The sequence below is a fragment of the Kluyvera huaxiensis genome (assembly GCF_040149365.1).
GTDB lineage: Bacteria > Pseudomonadota > Gammaproteobacteria > Enterobacterales > Enterobacteriaceae > Kluyvera > Kluyvera intermedia_A.
The window spans coordinates 121174-142841 of the sequence record NZ_JBEFLV010000013.1; the positions used below are offsets into that span (position 1 = coordinate 121174).

Annotated in this window: 22 protein-coding genes; 14 read left to right on the forward strand and 8 right to left on the reverse strand. The window is 52.4% G+C overall.

The annotated features are described in order from the left end of the window. The first annotated feature begins 1 nt into the window (after position 1). A complete protein-coding gene (locus ABOC97_RS14840; protein WP_349599033.1) occupies positions 2-652 on the forward strand; it encodes a TetR/AcrR family transcriptional regulator in 651 nt (216 codons plus the stop codon). 129 nt (positions 653-781) lie between these two features. Here ABOC97_RS14840 and ABOC97_RS14845 read toward each other — a convergent pair whose 3' ends face one another. Then, positions 782-1039 carry a hypothetical protein gene (locus ABOC97_RS14845; protein ID WP_349599036.1) on the reverse strand — a complete coding sequence of 86 codons (258 nt, stop codon included), beginning with the start codon at positions 1037-1039 and terminating at the stop codon, positions 782-784. A gap of 168 nt (positions 1040-1207) precedes the next feature. On the opposite strand from ABOC97_RS14845, the gene ABOC97_RS14850 reads away from it, so the two are divergent. Then, complete coding sequence (locus ABOC97_RS14850; protein WP_349599039.1) at positions 1208-2197, forward strand: lysozyme inhibitor LprI family protein; 990 nt, start codon at positions 1208-1210, stop codon at positions 2195-2197. 50 nt (positions 2198-2247) lie between these two features. Here the strand turns inward: ABOC97_RS14850 and ABOC97_RS14855 are convergent, their stop codons facing one another. The 7 genes from ABOC97_RS14855 to ABOC97_RS14885 are packed head-to-tail and all read right to left on the reverse strand — an operon-like array spanning position 2248 to position 8549. Beyond that, on the reverse strand, positions 2248-4344 hold the full coding sequence (locus ABOC97_RS14855; RefSeq protein WP_349599042.1) for a flagellar biosynthesis protein FlhA: 2097 nt from the start codon (positions 4342-4344) through the stop codon (positions 2248-2250). Continuing rightward, on the reverse strand, positions 4331-5467 hold the full coding sequence (gene flhB, locus ABOC97_RS14860; RefSeq protein ID WP_349599045.1) for a flagellar biosynthesis protein FlhB: 1137 nt from the start codon (positions 5465-5467) through the stop codon (positions 4331-4333). Before flhB ends, ABOC97_RS14855 begins: the two co-directional genes overlap by 14 nt. After that, positions 5467-6240: a flagellar biosynthetic protein FliR gene (gene fliR / locus ABOC97_RS14865; RefSeq protein WP_349599048.1), complete on the reverse strand. Its 774-nt coding sequence runs from the start codon at positions 6238-6240 to the stop codon at positions 5467-5469. The genes flhB and fliR overlap by 1 nt, the downstream gene beginning before the upstream one ends. A 6-nt stretch (positions 6241-6246) precedes the next feature. Next, positions 6247-6519, reverse strand: a complete 273-nt coding sequence (gene fliQ / locus ABOC97_RS14870; protein ID WP_349599051.1) for a flagellar biosynthesis protein FliQ — start codon at positions 6517-6519, stop codon at positions 6247-6249. A gap of 2 nt (positions 6520-6521) precedes the next feature. Next, positions 6522-7277 carry a flagellar type III secretion system pore protein FliP gene (gene fliP, locus ABOC97_RS14875; protein ID WP_349599054.1) on the reverse strand — a complete coding sequence of 252 codons (756 nt, stop codon included), beginning with the start codon at positions 7275-7277 and terminating at the stop codon, positions 6522-6524. Continuing rightward, complete coding sequence (gene fliN, locus ABOC97_RS14880) at positions 7274-7672, reverse strand: flagellar motor switch protein FliN (protein WP_052285031.1); 399 nt, start codon at positions 7670-7672, stop codon at positions 7274-7276. The genes fliP and fliN overlap by 4 nt, the downstream gene beginning before the upstream one ends. Continuing rightward, positions 7665-8549, reverse strand: a complete 885-nt coding sequence (locus ABOC97_RS14885; protein ID WP_349599057.1) for a FliM/FliN family flagellar motor switch protein — start codon at positions 8547-8549, stop codon at positions 7665-7667. The genes fliN and ABOC97_RS14885 overlap by 8 nt, the downstream gene beginning before the upstream one ends. Positions 8550-9066: 517 nt before the next feature. Here ABOC97_RS14885 and ABOC97_RS14890 point away from each other — a divergent pair. The 12 genes from ABOC97_RS14890 to ABOC97_RS14945 all read left to right on the forward strand — a co-directional run bounded on the left by ABOC97_RS14890 (position 9067) and on the right by ABOC97_RS14945 (position 21601). Further along, positions 9067-10098 (forward strand): sigma-54 interaction domain-containing protein, encoded by a 1032-nt coding sequence (locus tag ABOC97_RS14890; protein WP_349599062.1) that lies wholly within the window; start codon positions 9067-9069, stop codon positions 10096-10098. Between the two features lie 19 nt (positions 10099-10117). Beyond that, on the forward strand, positions 10118-10486 hold the full coding sequence (fliE, locus tag ABOC97_RS14895; protein WP_349599065.1) for a flagellar hook-basal body complex protein FliE: 369 nt from the start codon (positions 10118-10120) through the stop codon (positions 10484-10486). Positions 10487-10496: 10 nt separating this feature from the next. After that, entirely contained in the window at positions 10497-12182 is a 1686-nt protein-coding gene (gene fliF / locus ABOC97_RS14900) for a flagellar basal-body MS-ring/collar protein FliF (protein WP_349599068.1), read from the forward strand. Beyond that, positions 12154-13179, forward strand: a complete 1026-nt coding sequence (locus tag ABOC97_RS14905; RefSeq protein ID WP_349599071.1) for a flagellar motor switch protein FliG — start codon at positions 12154-12156, stop codon at positions 13177-13179. Before fliF ends, ABOC97_RS14905 begins: the two co-directional genes overlap by 29 nt. 3 nt (positions 13180-13182) lie before the next feature. Beyond that, positions 13183-13935, forward strand: coding sequence for a flagellar assembly protein FliH (fliH, locus tag ABOC97_RS14910; RefSeq protein ID WP_349599074.1), 753 nt, complete (start codon positions 13183-13185; stop codon positions 13933-13935). Further along, on the forward strand, positions 13928-15247 hold the full coding sequence (gene fliI, locus ABOC97_RS14915; protein ID WP_052285038.1) for a flagellar protein export ATPase FliI: 1320 nt from the start codon (positions 13928-13930) through the stop codon (positions 15245-15247). Before fliH ends, fliI begins: the two co-directional genes overlap by 8 nt. Positions 15248-15253: 6 nt before the next feature. After that, the gene (fliJ, locus tag ABOC97_RS14920; protein ID WP_349599077.1) at positions 15254-15700 is read left to right on the forward strand and encodes a flagellar export protein FliJ; all 447 of its coding nucleotides are present in this window, start codon (positions 15254-15256) and stop codon (positions 15698-15700) included. A 5-nt stretch (positions 15701-15705) separates the two neighbouring features. After that, on the forward strand, positions 15706-17169 hold the full coding sequence (locus ABOC97_RS14925; RefSeq protein WP_349599080.1) for a glycosyltransferase family 2 protein: 1464 nt from the start codon (positions 15706-15708) through the stop codon (positions 17167-17169). Continuing rightward, on the forward strand, positions 17156-18097 hold the full coding sequence (locus ABOC97_RS14930) for a hypothetical protein (RefSeq protein WP_349599083.1): 942 nt from the start codon (positions 17156-17158) through the stop codon (positions 18095-18097). Before ABOC97_RS14925 ends, ABOC97_RS14930 begins: the two co-directional genes overlap by 14 nt. A gap of 273 nt (positions 18098-18370) precedes the next feature. Beyond that, positions 18371-20647 (forward strand): glycosyltransferase, encoded by a 2277-nt coding sequence (locus ABOC97_RS14935; protein ID WP_349599086.1) that lies wholly within the window; start codon positions 18371-18373, stop codon positions 20645-20647. Positions 20648-20663: 16 nt separating this feature from the next. Beyond that, the gene (locus ABOC97_RS14940; RefSeq protein WP_349599089.1) at positions 20664-21320 is read left to right on the forward strand and encodes a class I SAM-dependent methyltransferase; all 657 of its coding nucleotides are present in this window, start codon (positions 20664-20666) and stop codon (positions 21318-21320) included. Between the two features lie 77 nt (positions 21321-21397). Next, positions 21398-21601 carry a hypothetical protein gene (locus ABOC97_RS14945; RefSeq protein ID WP_349599092.1) on the forward strand — a complete coding sequence of 68 codons (204 nt, stop codon included), beginning with the start codon at positions 21398-21400 and terminating at the stop codon, positions 21599-21601. Positions 21602-21668 lie beyond the last annotated feature (67 nt).

Here is a 21668-nt window from a genome sequence, read left to right on the forward strand (position 1 = left end):
TATGCCAGCACAAAAAGACCATCTCAAACCGCGTAAGCCAGGGCGTCCGCGCGGCAGTAAGCCGAATGCCGAGAACCGTGAACGGCTTATCGACATTGCGCTGCGGCTGTTTTCCCAGCAGGGGATTGCGCGCACTTCGTTGAACGCCATTGCCCGCGAAGCCGGCGTCACGCCAGCGATGCTGCATTACTACTTCAATTCACGGGAGCAACTGCTCGACGTGATGATTGAAGAGCGTTTTTTGCCGCTACGCGAGCAAATCACCGGCGTGTTTGGCGAGTATCCCGACGACCCGGTGATGGCGTTGAGCGAGATGGTGAAGACGCTGGCTATTGTCGCCGCACAACATGAGTGGTTTGCGCCGCTGTGGATGCAGGAGGTGATCGGTGAAATGCCGGTATTGCGTCAGCATTTGCATGCCCGCTTCGGCGAGGAGAAATATCACGCCACGCTGGCGAGGGTGAAAAGCTGGCAGGAGTCGGGAAAGGTGAACCCACATTTGACGGCGGAACTGCTGTTTACGACGCTGTTGAGCCTGGTGCTGGTGCCGTTTTCCCGCATGCGTAACGATGAGCGGCTGGCGATGCTGACGCCGGAGATTATCGTCAGCAACGCGCTGGCGCTGTTGCGTCAGGGAATTGGGCCTGAGTAAGGCCCGCACTCGGCATAGCCCGTGCAGTGGATATTCGCTAATTATCAGTATGCGGTGAGAGATATTATTCTCACCGCGGTCATTGCTATGTGTATTAAATAGTTCAACGGGTGAAATAATAGTTAAATATTAGATCTCCACTTCCTGATTCAAATCATACTCAATTAATGCCCACGCCGCCGGTTTCCCCTGGTAATAAGGCATGATATCCCCTCGGCGGAGGCTTATCACCGCAGATACTGTGCTGTCAGAGAGCTGCCAGTGTCCGCCCTGCGGGCTGTACTGGCCGCTGTTGCGGATGGTGCCTAACGGTTTACGTTCGCTATTTTGTTGAGAGGTGAACGATGAAAGTACCGAAAGCGTGTAATTGCTACTATCTATCTTCATAACGTGATAATCCAAAAATGAACACACGTCGTAAACAAGCGGCAATATCTCGCTACAACTTAAACAATGGGTTGAATATTTGTCATATGAATAATTCAAGGCGTTTTATTGCAATAGAAGACTGTTTTAGCCAAAATAAGCTATCCCATCGCTCAAAAAGTATTCTAAATGATTAAGCGCCTGATCAATTCATGCATTCTTATTATGGCATTTACCGCCTCCAGCGCCTTTGCTGTGGACTGTCAGCGTGCCTCAACGCCGCTTGAAAACACCATCTGCAGTAACGACAACCTGAACTGGCTGGATGACACTATGGCGAGCGTTTATCGCGCCATGTTGGTTCATCGCGATGCAAACGTGGTACATCAGGAGTATGAGGCGTGGGAAAAATCGCTGACCAGCTGTTCTTCTGACGAGTGTATTGAACGTGCTTACTATTCCGGGATCAGTAAGATTGCCGAGGCGCAGCCGGGCTTTAACTGGGAAGGACGTTGGTGGAATACCAGCGCGGCCAATATGAGCGGCGGGGTGGTTCAATTCAGCCACAGTGCGGACTGGTCGATTACTGCTGATATCCGCATTTGGGCGGGGCTGAACAAAGATGAGTTCACCGCCGAGGCGCGTAAGCTCAATGGGATGGTGCTTATCGACAATATGGTCGACAGCAAACATTGCAAAGTGCTGTTTATTCCGCGTAAAAGCGGGGCGATTCAGGCCTATAGCAACGCCGATTTTGGTTGTCGGTTGTCGATGCCCAATGGCGCATTTATTGATGGCCGCTACCTGAAATCCGATGTTGACCCGCGGCCAAAAGCGACGTTACTGTCGCTGGCGATTTTTGCCGACCCAAAAATGGACGAGCGTTTCCGTACGTTGGTTGGTGAGGATTATCAGAAGTTCGTTGATACCGCTAATATTTATATTTATCAGGAAGATATAGACAATATTGGTGCGACGGTTGTTTCCATGTGGGTACGCGGTGCGGCGAATTCTCACACGGCCATTATCATGTACACCGCCAACGATATTTGGGCGGCGCGGGTTGAACAGAATGCTTCCGGCAAACTGGACTTCTCCTACTTCAGCACCCAGGGCAACGACGTGGCGAAAATGCCGCGTACTCTTGCTGGCTGGAAGCTGCGCTACCTCGACCGGTAACAAAACGCGCTGAACGGATCATTCAACCCGACCCGTTCAGCGTAAAGCCGTTACGCCAGCGTTCCCACCACGTTCAGGTCGGCATCATCCGGCACTTCATTGTAAGACAACACGTGTAATCCGCTGGCGAACAAACGCCCGTAGCGCGAGATGACCGGACGTAGCTGCGGAGTCACCAGCAACAGCGGCGGCAGGCTTTTGGCCTTCATCTGCTCATATATCATCGGCATGGTATTTTGCAGCTGGGTCAGAATATTCGGGTCAACCGGGAAACTGTCCAGCGTGACTTTGCCTGCCTGCTGCGCCTGATTCAGCGCGCCTAACAGCATATTTTCCAACTGATTATCGATGGTATAGGCCGCCAACTGCGGGCGATCGCCATTGATGTTGTGCACGATGGCGCGGCGCAGCGCATAACGCACGTCCGCCGTCAGCAGCACCGGATCTTTGGTGACCGCTGCGCTTTCCAGCAGCGTGGAGGCGATAGTGACGATATCTTTCAACGAGACCTGTTCCAGCAGCAGCTGGCGATAAATACGCAGCAGCTGGCTGTAGTTGAGCGCGGCGTTTAAATCTTCCGCCAGCTTCGGCGCCTGTAGCGCCAGACGCGCGTGCAGGTGGGTAATGTCGTCGTAGTTAAACAGGTCCGGCAGATGTTCGCGGGCAACCTTGTTCACGTGGGTCGCCACGACGCTGGCGCAGTCCACCACCTGATAACCAAGATTCAGCGCTTTGGCTTTCTGTTCCTGGTCAATCCACACAATCGCCATGCCGTAGGCCGGGTCGGTGTCCAGCACGCCGTCGATTTCGCCGTACAGTTCGGTACCGGGAATAGCCATCAGCTTTTCGGCGTTAACTTCACCCATTGCGGTACGAATACCGTTGATATGAATCGCATACTGCGCAGGCTTCAGGCGGAAGTTTTCACGGATACGGATTTCCGGCAGCAGTACGCCGCACAGCTCAGATATTACCTGGCGCACCCCACGCACGCGCAGTGACAACGGGCTGCCTTTGGCTTCATCGACCATCGTCACCAGTTTATAGCCGAGATTCAGGCCAATCGGCTCGACCAGCGGAATACTGTCCCAGGTAATTGCCGGATTGGTGTCCGGAGCCAGCGCCTCGGTGATGGCCTCCATGTCCGTCTCTTGCGGCGCAGGCTGTACAGCCTTGCTTTGTCGCCAGGCGGCAAACAGCAGCAGGGCGGTAAAGCTCAGGAAGGCAACGTGCGGCATTCCCGGAACGATCGCGAGGATGAACATCACGAACGCAGCGGTATACAGGATCTTCGGCTTGGAGAGCAGCTGCGTTTTGATTTCGTCGCTGACGTCGTTACCTTCGCTGACGCGGGTCACAATAATCGCGGCGGCAGTCGCTAACAGCAGCGATGGAATCTGGGCTACCAGGCCGTCACCGATGGTTAACAGCACGTACTGACGGAAGGCGTGACCGGCATCGAGATCGTATTTGAAGATACCAATACAGATACCGCCGATCACGTTGATGATAAGTACCATGATCCCGGCGACGGCATCACCACGGACAAACTTCGACGCACCATCCATCGAGCCGTAGAAGTCAGCCTCTTTGGCTACTTCCTGACGACGGGTTCGCGCCTGCTGCTGGTTAATCAGCCCGGCGTTGAGGTCGGCATCGATAGCCATCTGTTTACCCGGCAGGGCATCCAGCGTAAAGCGGGCAGAAACTTCGGAAATACGTTCCGCACCCTTGGTGACTACCACAAAGTTGATGATCATCAGGATGATAAACACCACGAAGCCGACGACGAAGTCGCCGCCTATCACCACCTGGCCGAAGGCTTCGATAACCTTACCGGCCGCGCCTTCCCCTTCATGGCCCTTTAACAGCACCACGCGCGTCGACGCCACGTTCAGCGTGAGTCGCATGAGGGTGGTTATCAACAGCAGCGTTGGGAAGATGGCAAAGTCCAATGGACGCTGCAAATTGACCGCAACCAGCAGTACGATAACTGCCAGCACGATATTGAATGTAAACAGAATATCCAGCATCAGCGGCGACAGCGGTAGGATAACCATTGCCAGCACGCAGAGAAGCAGGATAGGCACAGCAATTTTCCCCTTGCGGAGCATGCTGAGCGCATTGTGCATCTTACTGTTCGCCATTGGCTTTTAATACCTCTTGAGGAATGTCTATATGCCTGTTCAGGCGGGGTTTTTGTTCAGTACGGCCTTCACGCCAGGATTTCAGCTGCATCACGTAGGTCAGTACGTGAGCGATGGCGCGAAACAGTTGCGCCGGAATTTGTTGGTTAACGCGAGTGGTGTAGTACACCGCACGTGCCAGCGGCGGGAATTCCACCACTTCAATTTTATGGCTGGCGGCCACTTCACGGATCCACAACGCCACGTCATCCATTCCTTTGGCGACGATATACGGCGCTTCCGCCTTCAGCGGGTCATACTTCAGCGCCACGGCATAGTGGGTCGGGTTGGTAATGATGACGTCAGCATCCGGGACGGTGCGCGAGATTTGCCCCATCGCCATCTGGCGCTGTAGCTGGCGAATACGGCCTTTAATCTGCGGGTTCCCGTCGTTGTTTTTATGTTCTTCCTTCACTTCCTGTTTGGTCATGCGCATTTTTTTGGTGAACATGAACTTGCTTAACGGCACATCCAGTAAGGCAAAAATGACGATAACGGCGACAAAATAGCTGATAACGTGCTTAAAAATACTGAAACCGTGGCTAATCGCCTGGTTCAGATACAGTCGTTGCAGGTGCAACAGGCTGTCCATCTCGTCGTGCACCATGGTGTAGATAACGGCGAGGATGGTGGCGCATTTCAGCATCATCTTGCCGACTTCGGTGTAGTGGCTGGCTGAAAACATGCGCTTCACGCCGCTGATCGGACTGAGCTTTTTAAAGTCTGGCTTGAGCTTATTGGGGGTGAAAATCCACCCGCCCGGCACCAGGCTTGCGATGATGCAGGCAATCGGAATCGGTGTCAGCGTGGCGATAAAGCGCAGCAGAACCCACAAATTGAGCATCAAAAACTGATTCAGGATATTTGGGTTATCCAGATCCTTTGCCATTTCACCGACGGCTGCGAACGACTCGCCGATCAATACACGGTAGTAGGGCAAAAAGGTCGCCATCGTAAAGAACGAGGCCACCAGGCCTACCGCCATGGTTAAATCTTTTGAGCGGGGGATATCCCCCTTTTCCCGCGCTTTGCGCAGTTTCCCCGATGTGGGTTTTTCGCTTTTATCGCCGCTTGAAGAGGACATTACTGCACCCTTATGGCGTCGAGTTTCGCCAGAATTTCGTTGGTCAGATTGATGTAGTGGTCAGGAATGTTGGTGACCAACATCGAGATACACAGCAGGCCAAACAGCATGCTGATAGGAAAACCGAGTGAAAACAGGTTCAGCGTCGGCGAGACGCGGTTAAGCAGGCCGAAGCCGCCCTGCACAATCAGCATCACGAAGGTGGTGGGCAGCGCAATCAGCGTGGCGGCAGACATAATCCAGCCCAGCCCCTGACCGACCAGCATTAGCGTCGGCTGGTTAATGGCCTGGCCGATAGGCCAATAGCTGAAGCCCTTAAACAAAATCGTTATCAGCAGCAGGTGCCCGTCCATAATGAAAAACAGCAGGGCGCAGAAGACATAGATAATCTGCGAAATCACCGTGGTCGAGCTGCCGTTGACCGGGTCGTTCATCATCGCCATCCCCAGCCCCATGTTCATCGACAGGATGTTCCCCGCCGTTTGCAGCGCAACAAACACCAGCTGTAGCGCGGTGGCGAAAAGAAATCCCCACAGGATCTGCTCGCCAATCAGCAAGATGGTACGCATGGACATCAGTTCATTGAGCACCACATTGTTCGGCAGCATCGGCGTGATGATGATAGCCAGCGCCATGGCGGTGCCGATTTTAATGCGTCTTGAAAAGACGCGGTTATCGAGAACCGGCACGAACTGTAAGAAGGCAAGGATGCGAAAGAAAGGCAGCACCACGGCCATCAGTGGCGTCAGCAGCGCCTGAATATCAATTTCCATGGTGATTTAGCCGACCAGCGCCGATGCCTGTTGGAAAATATGGACGGTGAAGTCCACTAACTGCGTCAGCATCCATTTCCCGGCGAAGATAAGCACCCCGAGCGTGACCACCAGACGCGGCAGGAAGCTCAGCGTCTGTTCGTTAATCTGCGTGGTGGCCTGGAAAATACTGACGCACAGGCCAACTAGCAGGCTGGGGATAATCGCCACGGCGGAGATCAGCAGCACCAGGTGAATACCCGATGCCATGATGTCGCCGGCGGTGTCCATATTCATCATCGCTACAATCCTTGCACGCTGGAGGTGAGCGTACCGACAATCAGCGTCCAGCCATCGCACAGCACGAACAGCATCAGCTTAAACGGCAGCGAGACAATCAGCGGCGACAGCATCATCATCCCCATTGCCATCAAAATACTGGCGACAATCAGGTCGATAACCAGGAATGGGATGTAAATCATAAAGCCAATCTGGAAGGCGGTTTTCAGCTCACTCAACAAATAGGCCGGGGTGACGATAGTCAGATCCTGCTCGCGAGCATCGCCTTCAATACCGGCAATGGTCATGATCTGCGCCATCGCTTTATTGTTGGTTTGTGCCAGCATGTACTTTTTCAGCGGCGCTTCGGCGTTCACCAGCGCTTGCTTCAGGGTAATCTGGTCGTTCTGGAACGGCTCTACGGCATCGGAATACACCGTCATCCACACCGGACGCATCACCAGCAGCGTCAGCGCCAGCGCAATCCCGGTGAGGATTTTGTTAGGCGGGCTTTGCTGCAGACCCAGCGCCTGGCGCAGAATCGCCAGCACGATGATAAAACGGGTAAAGCAGGTCATCATCAGTACCATGATCGGCAACAGGCCGAGCAGGGTCATCAGGATCAGAATTTCAATTTTGACATTGTAATCCTGGCCCGCGCCGTGGGTCGTGGTGCTAAAGAGCGTGATGTCGCCGTTCGCCGCCAGTACTGGCTGGGCGAATAGCAAGCCAACGAATAGCAGCAGCGCGATCCCGCTGCGGTAGAACGAGCGGTTCATCGCGTTAACTCACCCAGTTCTTTCGCGTTGAACTCGATAATACGCAGGCCATATTTGTCGTTCAGGACGACAACTTCTGCTTTACCGAACGCAATGCCGTTGACTTTGATATCCAGCGGCTCGCCCGCCATCTTATCCAGCTCGATAACCGAGTCGCTGTTGACTGCCATCAGCTCGGCCAGTGAGATATTCACCGAGGAGACTTCCAGCGTTAGCGTGACAGGAATGCGGCTAAACAGCGCCATACGGCGTACGTCGGTCAGCGGCGCATTGCGCGTTTCTGGCTGTAAATCGAGGCGAATGTTGCCCTCAACGGTTTCATCCTGTGTCATATCGCTGAGGTTCAGGTCGTCCAGATCCAGGGACTGGCTCAGCTCATGTTGCAAATCACTCATATTGCTTCTCGGTTGTCTTGTCATGGATATCGCACAAGAAAAGCTTGCTGCGATCTTCGGCAATAGCCGCTTCGAAAATCTGTTCTTTGCCGATAAATACCGGTAAAGGCTCGTTAATCGCGATAGGGATAATGTCCCCTGGTTTTATATCGGCAACCTGCGCGACGGTTAAATTCAGGCTGGCGAGGCGGCCATTCAGCTTCAGTGGCAGGCTGTCGAACAGACGTTCGATTTGCCCTGGGCTTAAGGTGACGCTTTTCTCAGTGGCGCGTTCATTGGCATCCGGCGTACGCAACGCGGCCAGCATTTGGTCGACATGGTAGTTATCGAGCAAAATGGTAAAGCTGCCGTGGCTATATCCTTCGAGCGTGAAGGTAATACACCATGCCCACTGGTTAATAACCGTGGAGTAATCCACCTTAATATCCAGTTCTTCACCAAAGGTCTCTTTGCAAATAACCAGAGAAGTTAGTTCCTGGCCTAATTTGCTTTTCAGACGCTCTTCCGTTTTGGTGATCGGTAGGGAATCGTCGGGCTCAATATGGTTACTGTCTTTGCTCAGGCCGTAATAGTCATGAAGAATATTCAGTAATAAAATACGGTCGATAACAAAAGCAATATTCCCGTAAGGCGTTGAGAAAATCTGTGCATTTTTATAATGCTGATCGATGGCAAAAGTCATCGATTCTAACGCAGCGTTAACGCGTAGCTTTTTCAAAAAGTAAATTCCCAGGCGAGAATCCAGAATGTCAAAGCTATCATTCATTAGCTTAGGCAACTTGTGCCATGGGCGTCCGAGTTTACTGACGTCAAGTTTCACCAGTTCCGGAAGGTTATCCTGCTGGTGGATTCTGATTCGATGTGAAGCAGGGTACATAATTATTCCAGTTCTATAGTCATGGCCGGTGGAACAGTAACGTGTTCGTTTCGGTAACGATAACGCGCACGAAAATTTTTTACTGAAAACATTTGAGTTTTAGGAATGTTGTGACGCTTTACACCAACATCGAAGAATCTTCGGTAAAAGAAAACTCAAGCACTCTTTTATTCAGACTGTGGATTAGACCTTTCTGACCATTTTAATGCAAGTGGTAGGGAGTTATTAATCCATTATTTTTCCGCATGCTTGTAGATTAATAACTTCTGTAAGTTACTGATATTCAAAGATTAATGTTTTAATATCCATTAAAAATGAGACAATTATTGTCCGGTGGGTATACTAGGCGTCATATTTTCAGGGAAACAAAATTTCCCGTGACAATATCAGAGTCTTTAATTTTTATTAACATTATAAAAACGCCTTTAATCCTCCATGTAGAAGGTGCATTTTTGTCTCTATAGTTAATAAAGATGTAGCGCATTTTTCTTTTAGTCTTTTTTACTGGTACTCCAAAATGAACATTATCATTGAACGTGAAGACCGTAATGGCGATGGCTTTGTTGCCGTTTCCCCTGCCAGCGTGGGCGTGATCTCATTGGCCCGCCGCGTTGCCAAATATAATGTTTCAGTATTGGTTACTGGTGAAACTGGAACCGGAAAGGAGTGCGTGGCCAAATATATCCATGAGCACGCCTGTGGTAGCGACGCCCCATATGTTGGGGTGAACTGTGCGGCTATTCCAGAGAGTATGCTGGAAGCGATTTTATTTGGTTATGAGAAAGGCGCGTTTACCGGTGCAGTAGCCAGTGTGGCCGGTAAATTTGAGCAGGCAAATGGCGGTACGCTGTTATTAGATGAAATTGGCGATATGCCTTTAGCATTACAGGCAAAATTATTACGCGTATTACAAGAGCAGGAAGTTGAGCGTTTAGGTAGCCATAAACGTATCCCTCTAGATATTCGACTGATCGCTTCGACTAATAAAGACTTGCAGCAAGAAATTGCCGAAGGACGTTTTCGTCAGGATCTGTTCTACCGTATTTCTGTGGTGCCGATTCATATCACACCGCTGCGCGAGCGTAAGCAAGATATTTTGCCACTGGTACAGCGTTTCATCGCCAAATACCGCTCATTCCATAAGGGCGATGTTCGCCTGAGCGATGATGCCCGTAACGCACTGCTCGGCTATGACTGGCCGGGTAATGTGCGTGAGCTGGAGAACGTTATCCAGCGGGGCATGATCCTCGGAAACGGCGACGAAATTAAGGCCGCCGACTTTGGTCTGATTGCCCGCGTTCCACTGCCGGAAAGTCCGGTGGTTGGCGTAATGCCAGCCTATCGTGAGCAGGACCCAAGCAGCCTGGCTATTCGTGACGTAAAACTGCACGGTCGTCTGGCGGAATACCAGTACATCATCGACCTGCTAAAACGCCATAAAGGCAATAAATCCAAGACGGCGGAATTCTTAGGCATTACGCCGCGAGCACTGCGTTACCGCCTTGCGTCAATGCGCGACGAAGGCATTGATATCGAATGTTATTCCTGAGGCCAGGAAGGAAGAATTAATGGACAAGATAGCTGCCGCAGGTATGAACACCGCGCAACAGGCGATGCTCAATCGTATGCAGCAGACGGCCTCATTGGCCTCTGCCGGTTCGGTTAACGCTTCACAAACCATTGCACCGGCGAACAACGCTTTTAGCGCAACGGATTCGGTCTCTTTCTCCCGCGTGTTGAATAACGCTATCGACAATGTCGATGCGCTGCAGCACAGCGCGGGTGCAAAACAGACCGCGATTGAGATGGGTCAGAGTGACGATTTAGCCGGCGCGATGATTGAGAGCCAGAAAGCCAGCGTGGCTTTTTCGGCCATGATGCAGGTGCGCAATAAGCTCAACAGCGCGCTGGACGAAGTCATGAATATTTCGCTGTAAGGTCGGTACCGTGTTAAACAAAATCAAAGATCGTCTCCCGGCCCTGTCTATGCCTGCTGGCATCATCAACCCTAAACTGCTGGCGATTGTCGGCGGCGCAGTATTGGCGCTGGCGATTGTTGCCTCGTTGTGGAAAAGCAATCAGGGATATGTCGCGCTGTATGGCGCGCAGGAAAGTATCCCGGTTTCCCAGGTTGTTGAAGTGTTGGGGGCGGAAAATATCGCTTATCGCATCAACCCAGACAATGGGCAGGTGCTGGTGACTGAAAACAAATTGTCGCAGGCGCGTATGGCTCTGGCGGCGAAAGGCATCACCGCGGCGACGCCCGACGGCTACGAGCTGATGGACAAAGAAGAGATGCTGGGCAGCAGCCAGTTCATCCAGAACGTGCGCTATAAGCGCAGCCTGGAAGGTGAGCTGGCGAAAAGCATCATGGCGTTAGACCCGGTTGAAAGCGCGCGCGTCCACCTGGGGTTGAGCGAGTCCAGTTCCTTTGTCCTGACCAACAAACCCAATAGCAGCGCCTCGGTGGTGCTGCAGCTGCGCTATGGCAAACAGCTGGATGAGCAGCAGGTGGCGTCGATTGTACAGCTGGTTTCCGGTTCTGTTCCGGGAATGACCGCCAATAGCGTTCGCGTCGTCGATCAGGCGGGCAATCTGTTATCCGACGGCGTTGCCGGGCCAGATGGCAGCATGGCGGGCAAGCGTCTGGGTGAAGACGTGATGCAACGCATCCGGGAAGACACCAACAAGAATATCTCCAGCCTGCTGACCTCTCTGGTCGGCGCCGGTAACTATCGCATCAGCGTAGCGCCGACCGTGGATTTAAGCCGCGTGGAAGAGACGCAGGAGCGCCTGGGTAAAGATCCGCTGGTCAGCGATGAACAGCTGAGCCAGGAAAATACCACCAATGAAATGGCGTTTGGTATTCCGGGTTCGCTGAGCAATCGTCCAGTGAACCAGGAGCCACAGGCGGCCGCAGCACAAGCGGCTGGGACTCCTGCGGCGAACAATACCGCTGCCGCCAACGCGACCAGCGACCCTCGTGCGCTCACCAGCCGCAGCCAGTCACAGCGTAAATATGCGTTTGACCGCGACATCCGTCATATCCGCCATCCGGGCTACAAGCTGGAGAAGCTGAACGTGGCCGTGGCGCTGAATCAGACCGCGCCTGCGCTGGCAAACATCACGCCAGAGCAGCTGGCATCGATTACCCGTTTGGTCGAAAGCGCCGCCGGGATTGATACACAGCGTGGCGATGCGCTGACTCTGGATGTACTGGCCTTCACCGTGCCGGTGAATGATGGCGTTCTGCCGCAGCAGTGGTGGAAAGACCCGGATATGCAGTACTGGGGACAAAACGGCGGTATTGGCCTACTGGCCCTGCTGACGCTGCTGTTTGGTGTCCGTCCGCTGGCTCAACGCTTTGGCCGTCGTGAGCGCGTTGTTAATGAGGCCGAGCCGCTAGAACAAGATCTGCTGACTGACGCGACGACCGAGAAGGAAGAAACGCTGTCTGCGTTGCCGAATATCGGCTTCAACACTAATGACGACATGCTGCCACCGCAGAGTTCGGGTCTGGAAACCAAAGTGGAGTACCTCCAGGTTCTGGCCCAAAACGAAACTGAGCGCGTAGCAGAAGTTCTGAAACAATGGATTAACAGCAATGACCGAAGCAACCGCAAGCAGGACTAATCATTCAGGCGGCCGTAGTCGCCTGGAGCAGGCGGCGATTTTGCTGCTGAGCGTGGGGGACCAGGCCGCCGCGCAGGTGATGCAGAAGCTCAACCGTGAAGAGGTCGTGCTGCTGAGTGAAACCATGGCGCGTTTACATGACGTCAAAGTGAACCAGGCGCGTCAGGCGATGAATAACTTCTTCTCTGACTACAGCGAACAGAGCGGCATCAACGGGGCATCGCGCTCTTATCTGCGCAGCATTCTGGAAAAAGCGCTCGGTGGTGAAATTGCCCGTAGCGTGATCAACGGTATTTATGGCGATGAGATCCGCTATCGCATGGCGCGCCTGCAGTGGGTCGATACCCCGCAGCTGGCGGCGCTGATTGATCAGGAACACTTGCAGCTACAGGCGGTATTCCTGGCCTTCCTGCCGCCGGATATCGCGGCCACCGTGCTGAGCGTGCTGCCGCGCGAACGTCAGGATGAAATCATCTACCGCGTTGCGCGTCTGGATGACATCAACCGTGACGTGATTGACGAGCTGGACCGTCTGATTGACCGTGGCATCGCGGTGCTTTCCGAGCACGGCTCCAAAGTGGTGGGCATTAAACATGCCGCCAATATCGTCAACCGTATTCCGAACAACCAGCAGGAGCTGCTGGATCAGCTGCGCGAACGCGACGAAGGCGTGGTCGATGAGCTGCAGGATGAAATGTACGAATTCTTTATCCTAAGTCGCCAGACGCCAATCACGCTGCAGCGTCTGATGGACGAAATTCCAATCGACGAATGGGCGATTGCGCTCAAAGGCACCGAACCGGTACTGCGTCAGGCTATTTTCGACGTGATGCCAAAGCGTCAGGTCACGTTGCTGCAAAGCACCACTACGCGCCTTGGGCCACTGCCGGTCAGCCGTATCGAGCAGGTGCGTAAAGAGATCATGCAGACGCTGCGCCAGCTGGTAGATGAAGGCGAGATTCAGGTGCAGCTATTTGCAGAGCAGACGGTGGAATAAACCATGTTTAAGAAACGGAGTATCCCGCTGGAGACGCTGACCTCCCGCCGCCAGGGCGTCGTTAAACCGCGGCTGCATAAATTTCCTCCGTTACGTAAACGCTGGTCGGCATCCCATGAGCCGGTTGAAGACGATGCGGTGGCGGCACCCGATCCGGCTGAGTACCAGCAGCAGCTGCAGGAAGGGTTTAGCGAAGGCGTAAACCAGGGCTTCGCGCAGGGGATGGAAGAAGGCAAAGAAGAAGGTTACCAGGAAGGTGCGCGTCTCGGTTTCGACGACGGGATGCGTAAAGGGCTGGCCGAAGGTAAACATCAGGCGCGTCAGCAATTCCTCGAAGCGGCCGAGCCGTTTGAACACGTCACCGCTAATGTGCAGCGCTTTCTCGAAAGCTATGAACAACGCCGCCGTGAAGAGCTGTTGCAACTGGTGGAGAAAGTGACCCGCCAGGTGATTCGCTGCGAGCTGTCGCTGCACCCGACGCAGCTGCTGGCGCTGGTTGAGGAAGCCTTAACCAGCCTGCCGCAGCCGCCGGAACAGATCCGCGTATTGCTGAACAGCGAAGAGTTCCGCCGCATCAGCGAAGCCGAGCCGGAAAAAGCCCGCGAATGGGGGCTGGCCGCAGACCCGGCGCTGGAGCTGGGCGAATGCCGCGTAGTGACCGACACCACCGAGATGGACGTGGGCTGCCAGCACCGCCTCGACCAGTGCGTCGCGGTACTGAAAGACAACCTGCTGCCGGAAGATATGCATGAGTAATCTCGACTTCGAGCAGGCGTTGCGCTCCATTGAACAGATTGACCTGGCGCGCGTCGCCGGGCGTCTGGTGCGGGTGAACGGCATTTTGCTGGAGTGCGTGGGCTGTCGTCTGGCGATCGGCCAGCTATGCCACGTCGAAAGTATCGAACAAGAGATGATGGAAGCGCAGGTGGTGGGCTTTGACCGTGAAGTCACCTACCTGATGCCCTTCAAACAGCCGTCCGGGCTGATTGCCGGTGCCCGCGTTTTCCCGGCCGGGAAAAGCGAAGGCGTCATGATCGGCGATCAATGGCTGGGGCGCGTGGTCAACGGCCTCGGCGAACCGCTGGACGACAAAGGCAAGCTCGGCGGCGACACATTGTTACCGCAACAATTACCGCAGGTGCACCCCCTCAAACGTCAGCCGGTTGAAGCGCCGCTGGACGTTGGCGTCCGCGCGATTAACGGCCTGCTGACCATCGGCAAAGGCCAGCGTGTCGGGTTGATGGCGGGCAGCGGCGTCGGAAAAAGCGTGCTGTTAGGCATGATAACCCGTTATACCCAGGCTGAAGTGGTGGTGGTGGGGCTGATCGGGGAACGTGGCCGCGAAGTAAAAGAGTTCATTGAAAACTCGCTGCAGGAAGCGGGGCTGGCGAAATCGGTGATTGTTGCCGCCCCAGCGGACGAGTCGCCGCTGATGCGTATTAAGGCTACCGAACTGTGCCATACCATCGCCAGCTACTACCGCGATAAAGGCAAAGATGTCCTGCTGCTGGTTGACTCCCTGACCCGCTACGCCATGGCGCAGCGTGAAATCGCGCTCTCGCTGGGCGAACCGCCAGCGACCAAAGGCTATCCGCCCTCGGCGTTTAGCATGATCCCGCGACTGGTCGAAAGTGCGGGTAATAGCGAAAGCAAAGGCTCGATGACGGCGATTTATACCGTACTGGCGGAAGGTGACGATCAGCAGGACCCGATTGTTGACTGCGCGCGTGCGGTACTCGACGGTCATATCGTGTTGTCGCGCCATCTGGCGGAAGCCGGACACTATCCGGCGATTGATATCGGCCAGTCGATCAGCCGCTGTATGAGCCAGGTGACGGCCCGCGAGCATCAGCTTGCTGCGCGAACCTTAAAGCAGCTGTACGCCGAATACCAAAGTATTAAACCGCTGATTCCGTTGGGGGGATATGTCGCCGGAGCCGATCCGTTGGCCGATAAAGCCGTGCGCCTTTCTCCGGCAATCACTCAGTTCTTACAACAGGAAGTTCAGGACGCGGCGTTGATTGATTCAACCATTAATGATCTGCGGACGCTAGCGCAAGCAGGGTAATGCACCATGAGCAAACTTATTTCAACACTCGAACAGCTTCACCTGATGCGCACTCGCGCAGTGGACGATCTTAGCCTGAAGCTGGCCTCGCAAAAGCAGGTCTGCCAGCGCTTTGAAAAGAACATCGATGCGCTGACTTCACTGGCATCTGGCCTGGCGGCGCAAACGGCTGACAACGCGGTACTGATGATCAATCAGTCAAAATATAAGCAAAATATTCAACGCGTTATCAACTGGCAGAAGCAAGAGCAGGCGCTGGCAAGCCTGGAAGAGAAGAAGATCCAGGGCAACCTGTTGGCGGAAGCCAAGCGTGAGAAAAGCCTCGAACTGGTGCTGGACGCCAAACGCAGCGACCGACGGATGGAGATGAACCGTCGGGAGCAAAAAATGACTGATTCTGTTTCTGCCCAGTGCTGGCTGCGTCAACAGCTGGCCAGCGCACGCCAACGATAGATGTTATGAAGACGACCAAAAAGAAAGCGCCACCTTCGCTGATGTCAGCCCTTCTGCAACGCCAGAAGCGCGCACAGCCATTACCGACTCCGTTTGTCAGCGTGGTTTGCCCGACCTACAACCGCCGCGAGTTTCTGCCTTATCTGCTCTATATCTGGCAGTACCAGGACTACCCGGCGGATAAGCGCGAGCTGATCATTCTTGACGACTCGCCGGCCAGTAACGCCGACCTTATCGCCATGATGAGCGACCCATCGCAGCCGAATGTGCGCTACATCCATAGCCCAGAGCGGCTGGTGCTGGGGCAAAAACGCAACATGCTCAACGAGCTGGCGACCGGGGAATACATCATCTGCTTTGACGATGATGACTATTACGCGCCGAATAAAATTTCCCATCAGGTGGCTGAGATGCAGGTGAACAACGCCCTGTTTTCCGGCAGCGACCAGATTTATATCTGGTACAGCCATCTGGATAAAATCTACCTGACCCACCCGTTTGGTGAGCGCCATGCGCTTAACGGGACTTTTGGCTATCACCGCAACCTGCTGAAAAAGCATCGTTATGAAGATAGTGCAGCCAAGGCGGAGGAGGTGGGCTTCCTCAAGGAATTTACCACGCCGGTACAGCAGATTGACCCGAAGCAGACCATTTTGTGCATTTCGCACAGCAGCAACACTTACGACAAAGACTTTATTCTCGACAGCTCCACGGCGGTTGATTTGACGCTGGAAGATTTCGTCAGTGACGCCAACCTGCTGGCGCACTACCGCCGCTTGAGCCATGCGCCGCTCAGTGTGCAGGTGAATTGGTCAGTATTTGAAAAAATCGCCGTCATTTATGACCCCCGGCTAGAAGACTCGCTGCCCGAGCGGTGCGAAGCGCTGCTGGCGCTAGGTGTGGAAGCCGGGCAAATCTGGCCGGTGGCCATCGCTCAGGCCGACTCCGCTCAAGCGGCGGAATTGCGCACGCATTCTCTGGTGGTGGAACAGGCCAAAGAGCAGGGCTGGAAGAACGTGCTGCTGCTCGATTCAACGCTGAGCTTCGTCAAAAAAGAGAACGTGGTCAACAACATCAACAAACTGCTCAACGGTCTGGATCAGGTTGGCTGGCAGATGTTGCTGCTAGGTGGGCGCTACGAAAACTTTACGCCAACTCAGGCCCTACAAGGCGTAGCGCGTATTTATAACGCCGGCTGTGCGTGTGCCTATGCGGTGAACGCCAGCTATTACGACGTGCTGCTGGATGCCTACCGGCAGGCCAGTGAACAGGATGTCAGCCTTGACCGCTGCTGGACAGCGCTGATGCGCCAAAGCGCGGCGCTGTGGCTGGGCTTTAGCCCGAGCTTCGCCTTCTTACAGCACTATCCTCACCCGACTAGCGGTGAGCTTATCGACTGCACGCACTGGTTCTTCCGTAAACACCGCGAACCCGAGCCTGCTCAAGAGACTAAACATGGAACTGATTGAACATTACCAACCTGAATTTGTTTCTCGCTTTGATGCGCGGGAAACGCCTTGCGCTTGCCCTGCATGCCAGAGCGCCGAACCGACGTGGCCGCACATTAGCGTGAAGCTGAAAAATCAGCAGCGCGAGAGCCTGGATATCGGCTGTGAAAGCGCGGCCAAAGAGATGCTGTTCAACCCTGGGGCGTTCATTCTGCATATCGAGCAGGCCGCGCCGCAGAGCGAAGAACTGCTGCCGGCATGGAGTGAAGTGCTGAACCAGCAATGCATCAACTTAGCCGTCCACCCGGCGCTGCCGCTGGAAGTGAGCCTGTACGGTATTGGCGTGCTGTTGAGTAAAGCACAGCAGCATCGAGATAACGGGGAAACAGCCCCGGCGCTGCTGACTACCATGACAGAGCAGTTAGCTGAGCTCGCAGAGCAAGGCGTGCTGGAACAGCAGTTTGCCATGCTGCCGCCGATCGTTGAAAACCGTGTTGCGGCATTAAAAGAGATGGGCGCAATGCGTCTGGCTCTGAATCTGCCGATGGTGGAAAAAATGGGCATGGCGCTGAAATTAAGCGAACTGTCTATCATGCCAGCAACCCGCCTCGCGGAACGTTTGCAGACGCTCGAGTCGGTATGGTCCGGGATTACGTTGTTTAATGAACAGCCGCATACGCTGCGCAACATTCTGATTTATCAGCTCTACAGCGACATTTTCCCAGGTGTGAACAGCACCAACTACGGCGAAGCGCTGCTGGGTCTGGCGCGTCAGTTCTTCCAGATCAAAATGCTCTGTGCGATTCGTGCCGAGCAAGGCGAGTTAACCCAGGATGACGTGGCTCTGCTGGTGAGCGCGCTGCGTGGCTGGCAGCAGCAAAATCCGTTTGCGGCGCAGGTGGAGAATACGTCTGACTACAGCCTGCTGAGCGGGTTGTCGTTGCTGTAAGAGGCCCAGCCCTGCGTCGATATGCAGCTTATTGCCTTAAAGAAGATGAGTTGACGAGCACACGCCAGGGCTGTGATTCCCCCATGAAAACAAGGTCAGGCTAAATGAAAATTTCTGGGCTTTTATTTAATTTCCTGTGGAGCATGGCACGGGAAAAAAAGTCTCTCTGATTTAGCCCTGCACTATTTTTGCAGAATGCACAGACGCGCCGTCGCAGATTAACTTCTGCGGAACGTTCTACATCTATTATAAAATTAAAATCTGGCCAGGTTCATGAGTTTACAACGCGTTATTACGGCGAATATGCCGATGGAATCTATACTCGCTATTATTGATGAGAATGCGGAAGTTCGGGCGCCATTGACGCTTGAAGGCGCAAACCCAGACAGGTTTTCCATACTTTCAAGATATTTGAATCAAAAGGGCTATGTTTGTATCGGGCAAACAGACCAGCCCTGCACTCATTATTTTGTTGTATTAGATGCAGATAAACAGCGCATTGTGGTTAATGCTACCAATGATAACTTCCATTTTATGCAGCCAGTGATGCAACTGATGCGCGAAAATGGGCATGTCGTCACTGAACTTCCAAGTGCCAACCTCACCCAGGATGCGTTGATTAATGCGCTACGCCATTGTGATGTCGCATGGTTTGAATGGGGCGATACGGCAATCGTTGCGGCCAGTAAACTCCCTAAATATTGTCGAATCGTGTGCCGAATCCATCGGTATGAACTATATGGCAATACGATACAGCAGACAAACTGGGCCAACGTTGATGAAGTCGTTTTAGTCAGTCAGGCGATGAAGAAACGCTTTATGTCGCTGTTGGGATCTAAACTTCCCCCGCACCTTAAAGTGACGGTACTCGCCAATCTGACCGATCATCAGCCGGTTTCGCGGATATCCAAAAAACGGAATCCTTTTTATATTGCCTGTGTAGCCCGTTTTGCTCCACAAAAGAATCTGGTGATGCTCTTACCTATTTTACAAGAGCTGGTAAAAAAGGATTCACGCTATAAGTTATTTATTGCTGGGCGAATTGAAGATCAGTGTCTGCACGATAGTTTTTGTCAGCTTGTCGATATCTATGGTTTAAGTCGTAACGTGGTCATTTCCGGGAATATTGCCTCATCAGAAATGGCGAAGTGGTATTCGGATAAGACATTTTTATTATCGACAAGCTATCACGAATCTCAGGGTATGGGGATATTTGAGGCCATGCTCGCTGGGTTAAAACCAGTCGCCTTCCATGCTCCCGGCGGTTTAAGTGAGTATTTGCCTGAGCAATATTTGTTCACCTCTATTAGTGAAGCGATTACCCATATAAACAACGGCAACCCGACGCCAGAAGTCTATATGCAGGAGGCCCAAGCACTGTTGCGCCAGCATGAATTGCCTGAAGAATATCTTAAGATATGGCAACCGAGCACAGCGCCGACGCCGTTATTTTCTATTGTGATCCCCTGCTACAACAGAGAGCAATACATTCTTTCGGCGGTGAGTTCAGCGCTTAACCAACGCGACCATCATTTTGAAGTCATCGTTGTTGATGATGGTTCGTCAGATACCAGCCTGGAATTACTGGCGAACATCAAAGATGCCAGATTACGTATCGTTGCTAAACAGCATACCAATGCTCCAGATACGCGTAATCGTTGTATTACAGAGGCCAATGGTGAGTACCTGGTATGGTTGGACAGCGATGATATTCTGCATGAGAATACGCTTTCTCACTACCGTGATATTTTGCAACGTTTCCCGACAACGGATGTGATTTCTTGCGGGATGGAATTGCTTGGCGGCGATAAACAATATTATTCAATTTACAATCATCCACCGGCAAACTGGTTATCACAATTACCGAATGGTAACTTTATTGCTAACCCTGGTAGCTGTGTCCGCCGTTCACTTTATGGTGAAGTTGGTGGCTATGACGTTACCTATTTACGTGCCCACGACTATGAATTTTGGTCTCGTGCAGTGGGCAATGCCAGCGTAGTGTTTACGCCGCATTGCAATATCTCTTATCGTTTGCACGACGATAATCTCACCGGCATGGGTAAACCGACAAACACAGTGTATGAATATCGTATCTTTGAAAATATTCTGAAGCGCTACCGCCTTGATAAGTTATTCCCAGGGAAAACCCGAAAAGAAATAGATGCCTTCATTCATGACCGCCGCAAGATGCTTTATGCTAATACAGGTATCGATAATTTGACGATTGTTTTGGATGCAATAAATACCTCACTTGATGTTCTTCTTGAGCAAATTCAAGTATTGGGTATCCAGGATGACAATAAATTCAATATAGTCGTGGTGGCAAATACAGAGCTGCCTCTTTCCAGTATTCCTGTTTTGATTGCGGACTCTCTGGACTCGCAACATCTTAAACGCTACCTGGATAAAAGATCGCCCGATATCTATCACCGTGCTTTTGTACTACAGCCGAATGCTCCTCTCAGCCCTACTCTGACCGCTGAGCTAAAACACGGAATATTACATGGCGTTCAAATCGCAGAATCTTTTCGCCATATCCATTTTTAAATCATTGGAATAAGTAATGATAAACAACCCATTAGTCTTTAAAAACTCAGAACAATATTGGGACGATCGTTATCGTTTACAGGGAAACTCCGGTGCGGGTTCATATGGCTGTCTGGCTGATTTTAAAGCAAAATCCATTAATCAATTTGTTGCTGATAACAATATCCAATCGGTAATGGAGTTTGGTTGCGGGGATGGTAATCAACTGTCGCTCGCACAATATCCGCGATATACCGGGTTTGACGTTTCTGAACATGCTCTACAACGGTGTAAAAAAAGGTTTGATAGCGATCAGACAAAAGATTTTTACCCTGTCAATAAATGGGAAGGGCAGCAGGCTGAGCTAACGCTGTCGCTCGATGTGCTTTATCATCTTATTGAAGACAGTGTTTTTGATAAGTATATGAAAACATTGTTTGACGCTGCAAAACGCTTCGTTATTATTTATAGCTCTAATGACGAGCAGTTGAACCAGTTACTTGGTGCACATGTTAAGCATGTTCGTCACCGAAGATTTACCGATTGGGTCATGGGTAACATGGCTGACAAATGGGACTTCCACGATCTTATCCCTAACCAATATCCCTTTAATGTTAAAGATCAAAATAACACATCATTTTCTGACTTTTATATTTTTCGTCGCGTGGCAGAGTCACTTGAACAAGCGGAATAAACAATAGCGATTAGCAGATCTGATTTTTACTCAATTGCTATTTATAACTTATGACACTGAAGCAGAACACGGGAACTATGATGACAGATAACCAGGCATTACTTAACGAAATTATTGAAAAGTATATGGTTATTGCTCAGCGACAAAAAGAGCAATATGAACAAACAATACCCAAGATGAAACTGGAGCAAAGGAATATTGCAAACTGCAAGATTCTACTGGATCGTAAGGTTTTGCTGGAAAATTTACCTAAGGAAGGTGCGAACAAGTTCCTGATATGAGATCATCATATTCATCCGGAGCGCATCCCAGAGGGACATCATGAGCCATCAACTCACCTTCGCCGAT

Bases quoted from the DNA above. Each gene is read 5' to 3' on its own strand.
- fliH (WP_349599074.1), top strand. From the start codon at position 13,183: ATGTTTAAGAAACGGAGTATCCCGCTGGAGACGCTGACCTCCCGCCGC.
- fliN (WP_052285031.1), bottom strand. From the start codon at position 7,672: ATGAGTGATTTGCAACATGAGCTGAGCCAGTCCCTGGATCTGGACGAC.
- flhB (WP_349599045.1), bottom strand. From the start codon at position 5,467: ATGTCCTCTTCAAGCGGCGATAAAAGCGAAAAACCCACATCGGGGAAA.
- ABOC97_RS14840 (WP_349599033.1), top strand. From the start codon at position 2: ATGCCAGCACAAAAAGACCATCTCAAACCGCGTAAGCCAGGGCGTCCG.
- ABOC97_RS14890 (WP_349599062.1), top strand. From the start codon at position 9,067: ATGAACATTATCATTGAACGTGAAGACCGTAATGGCGATGGCTTTGTT.
- fliI (WP_052285038.1), top strand. From the start codon at position 13,928: ATGAGTAATCTCGACTTCGAGCAGGCGTTGCGCTCCATTGAACAGATT.
- ABOC97_RS14940 (WP_349599089.1), top strand. From the start codon at position 20,664: ATGATAAACAACCCATTAGTCTTTAAAAACTCAGAACAATATTGGGAC.
- fliJ (WP_349599077.1), top strand. From the start codon at position 15,254: ATGAGCAAACTTATTTCAACACTCGAACAGCTTCACCTGATGCGCACT.
- ABOC97_RS14935 (WP_349599086.1), top strand. From the start codon at position 18,371: ATGAGTTTACAACGCGTTATTACGGCGAATATGCCGATGGAATCTATA.
- ABOC97_RS14925 (WP_349599080.1), top strand. From the start codon at position 15,706: ATGAAGACGACCAAAAAGAAAGCGCCACCTTCGCTGATGTCAGCCCTT.
- fliQ (WP_349599051.1), bottom strand. From the start codon at position 6,519: ATGATGAATATGGACACCGCCGGCGACATCATGGCATCGGGTATTCAC.
- ABOC97_RS14855 (WP_349599042.1), bottom strand. From the start codon at position 4,344: ATGGCGAACAGTAAGATGCACAATGCGCTCAGCATGCTCCGCAAGGGG.
- ABOC97_RS14945 (WP_349599092.1), top strand. From the start codon at position 21,398: ATGATGACAGATAACCAGGCATTACTTAACGAAATTATTGAAAAGTAT.
- ABOC97_RS14845 (WP_349599036.1), bottom strand. From the start codon at position 1,039: ATGAAGATAGATAGTAGCAATTACACGCTTTCGGTACTTTCATCGTTC.
- ABOC97_RS14905 (WP_349599071.1), top strand. From the start codon at position 12,154: ATGACCGAAGCAACCGCAAGCAGGACTAATCATTCAGGCGGCCGTAGT.
- fliE (WP_349599065.1), top strand. From the start codon at position 10,118: ATGGACAAGATAGCTGCCGCAGGTATGAACACCGCGCAACAGGCGATG.
- fliP (WP_349599054.1), bottom strand. From the start codon at position 7,277: ATGAACCGCTCGTTCTACCGCAGCGGGATCGCGCTGCTGCTATTCGTT.
- ABOC97_RS14850 (WP_349599039.1), top strand. From the start codon at position 1,208: ATGATTAAGCGCCTGATCAATTCATGCATTCTTATTATGGCATTTACC.
- fliR (WP_349599048.1), bottom strand. From the start codon at position 6,240: ATGGAAATTGATATTCAGGCGCTGCTGACGCCACTGATGGCCGTGGTG.
- ABOC97_RS14885 (WP_349599057.1), bottom strand. From the start codon at position 8,549: ATGTACCCTGCTTCACATCGAATCAGAATCCACCAGCAGGATAACCTT.
- ABOC97_RS14930 (WP_349599083.1), top strand. From the start codon at position 17,156: ATGGAACTGATTGAACATTACCAACCTGAATTTGTTTCTCGCTTTGAT.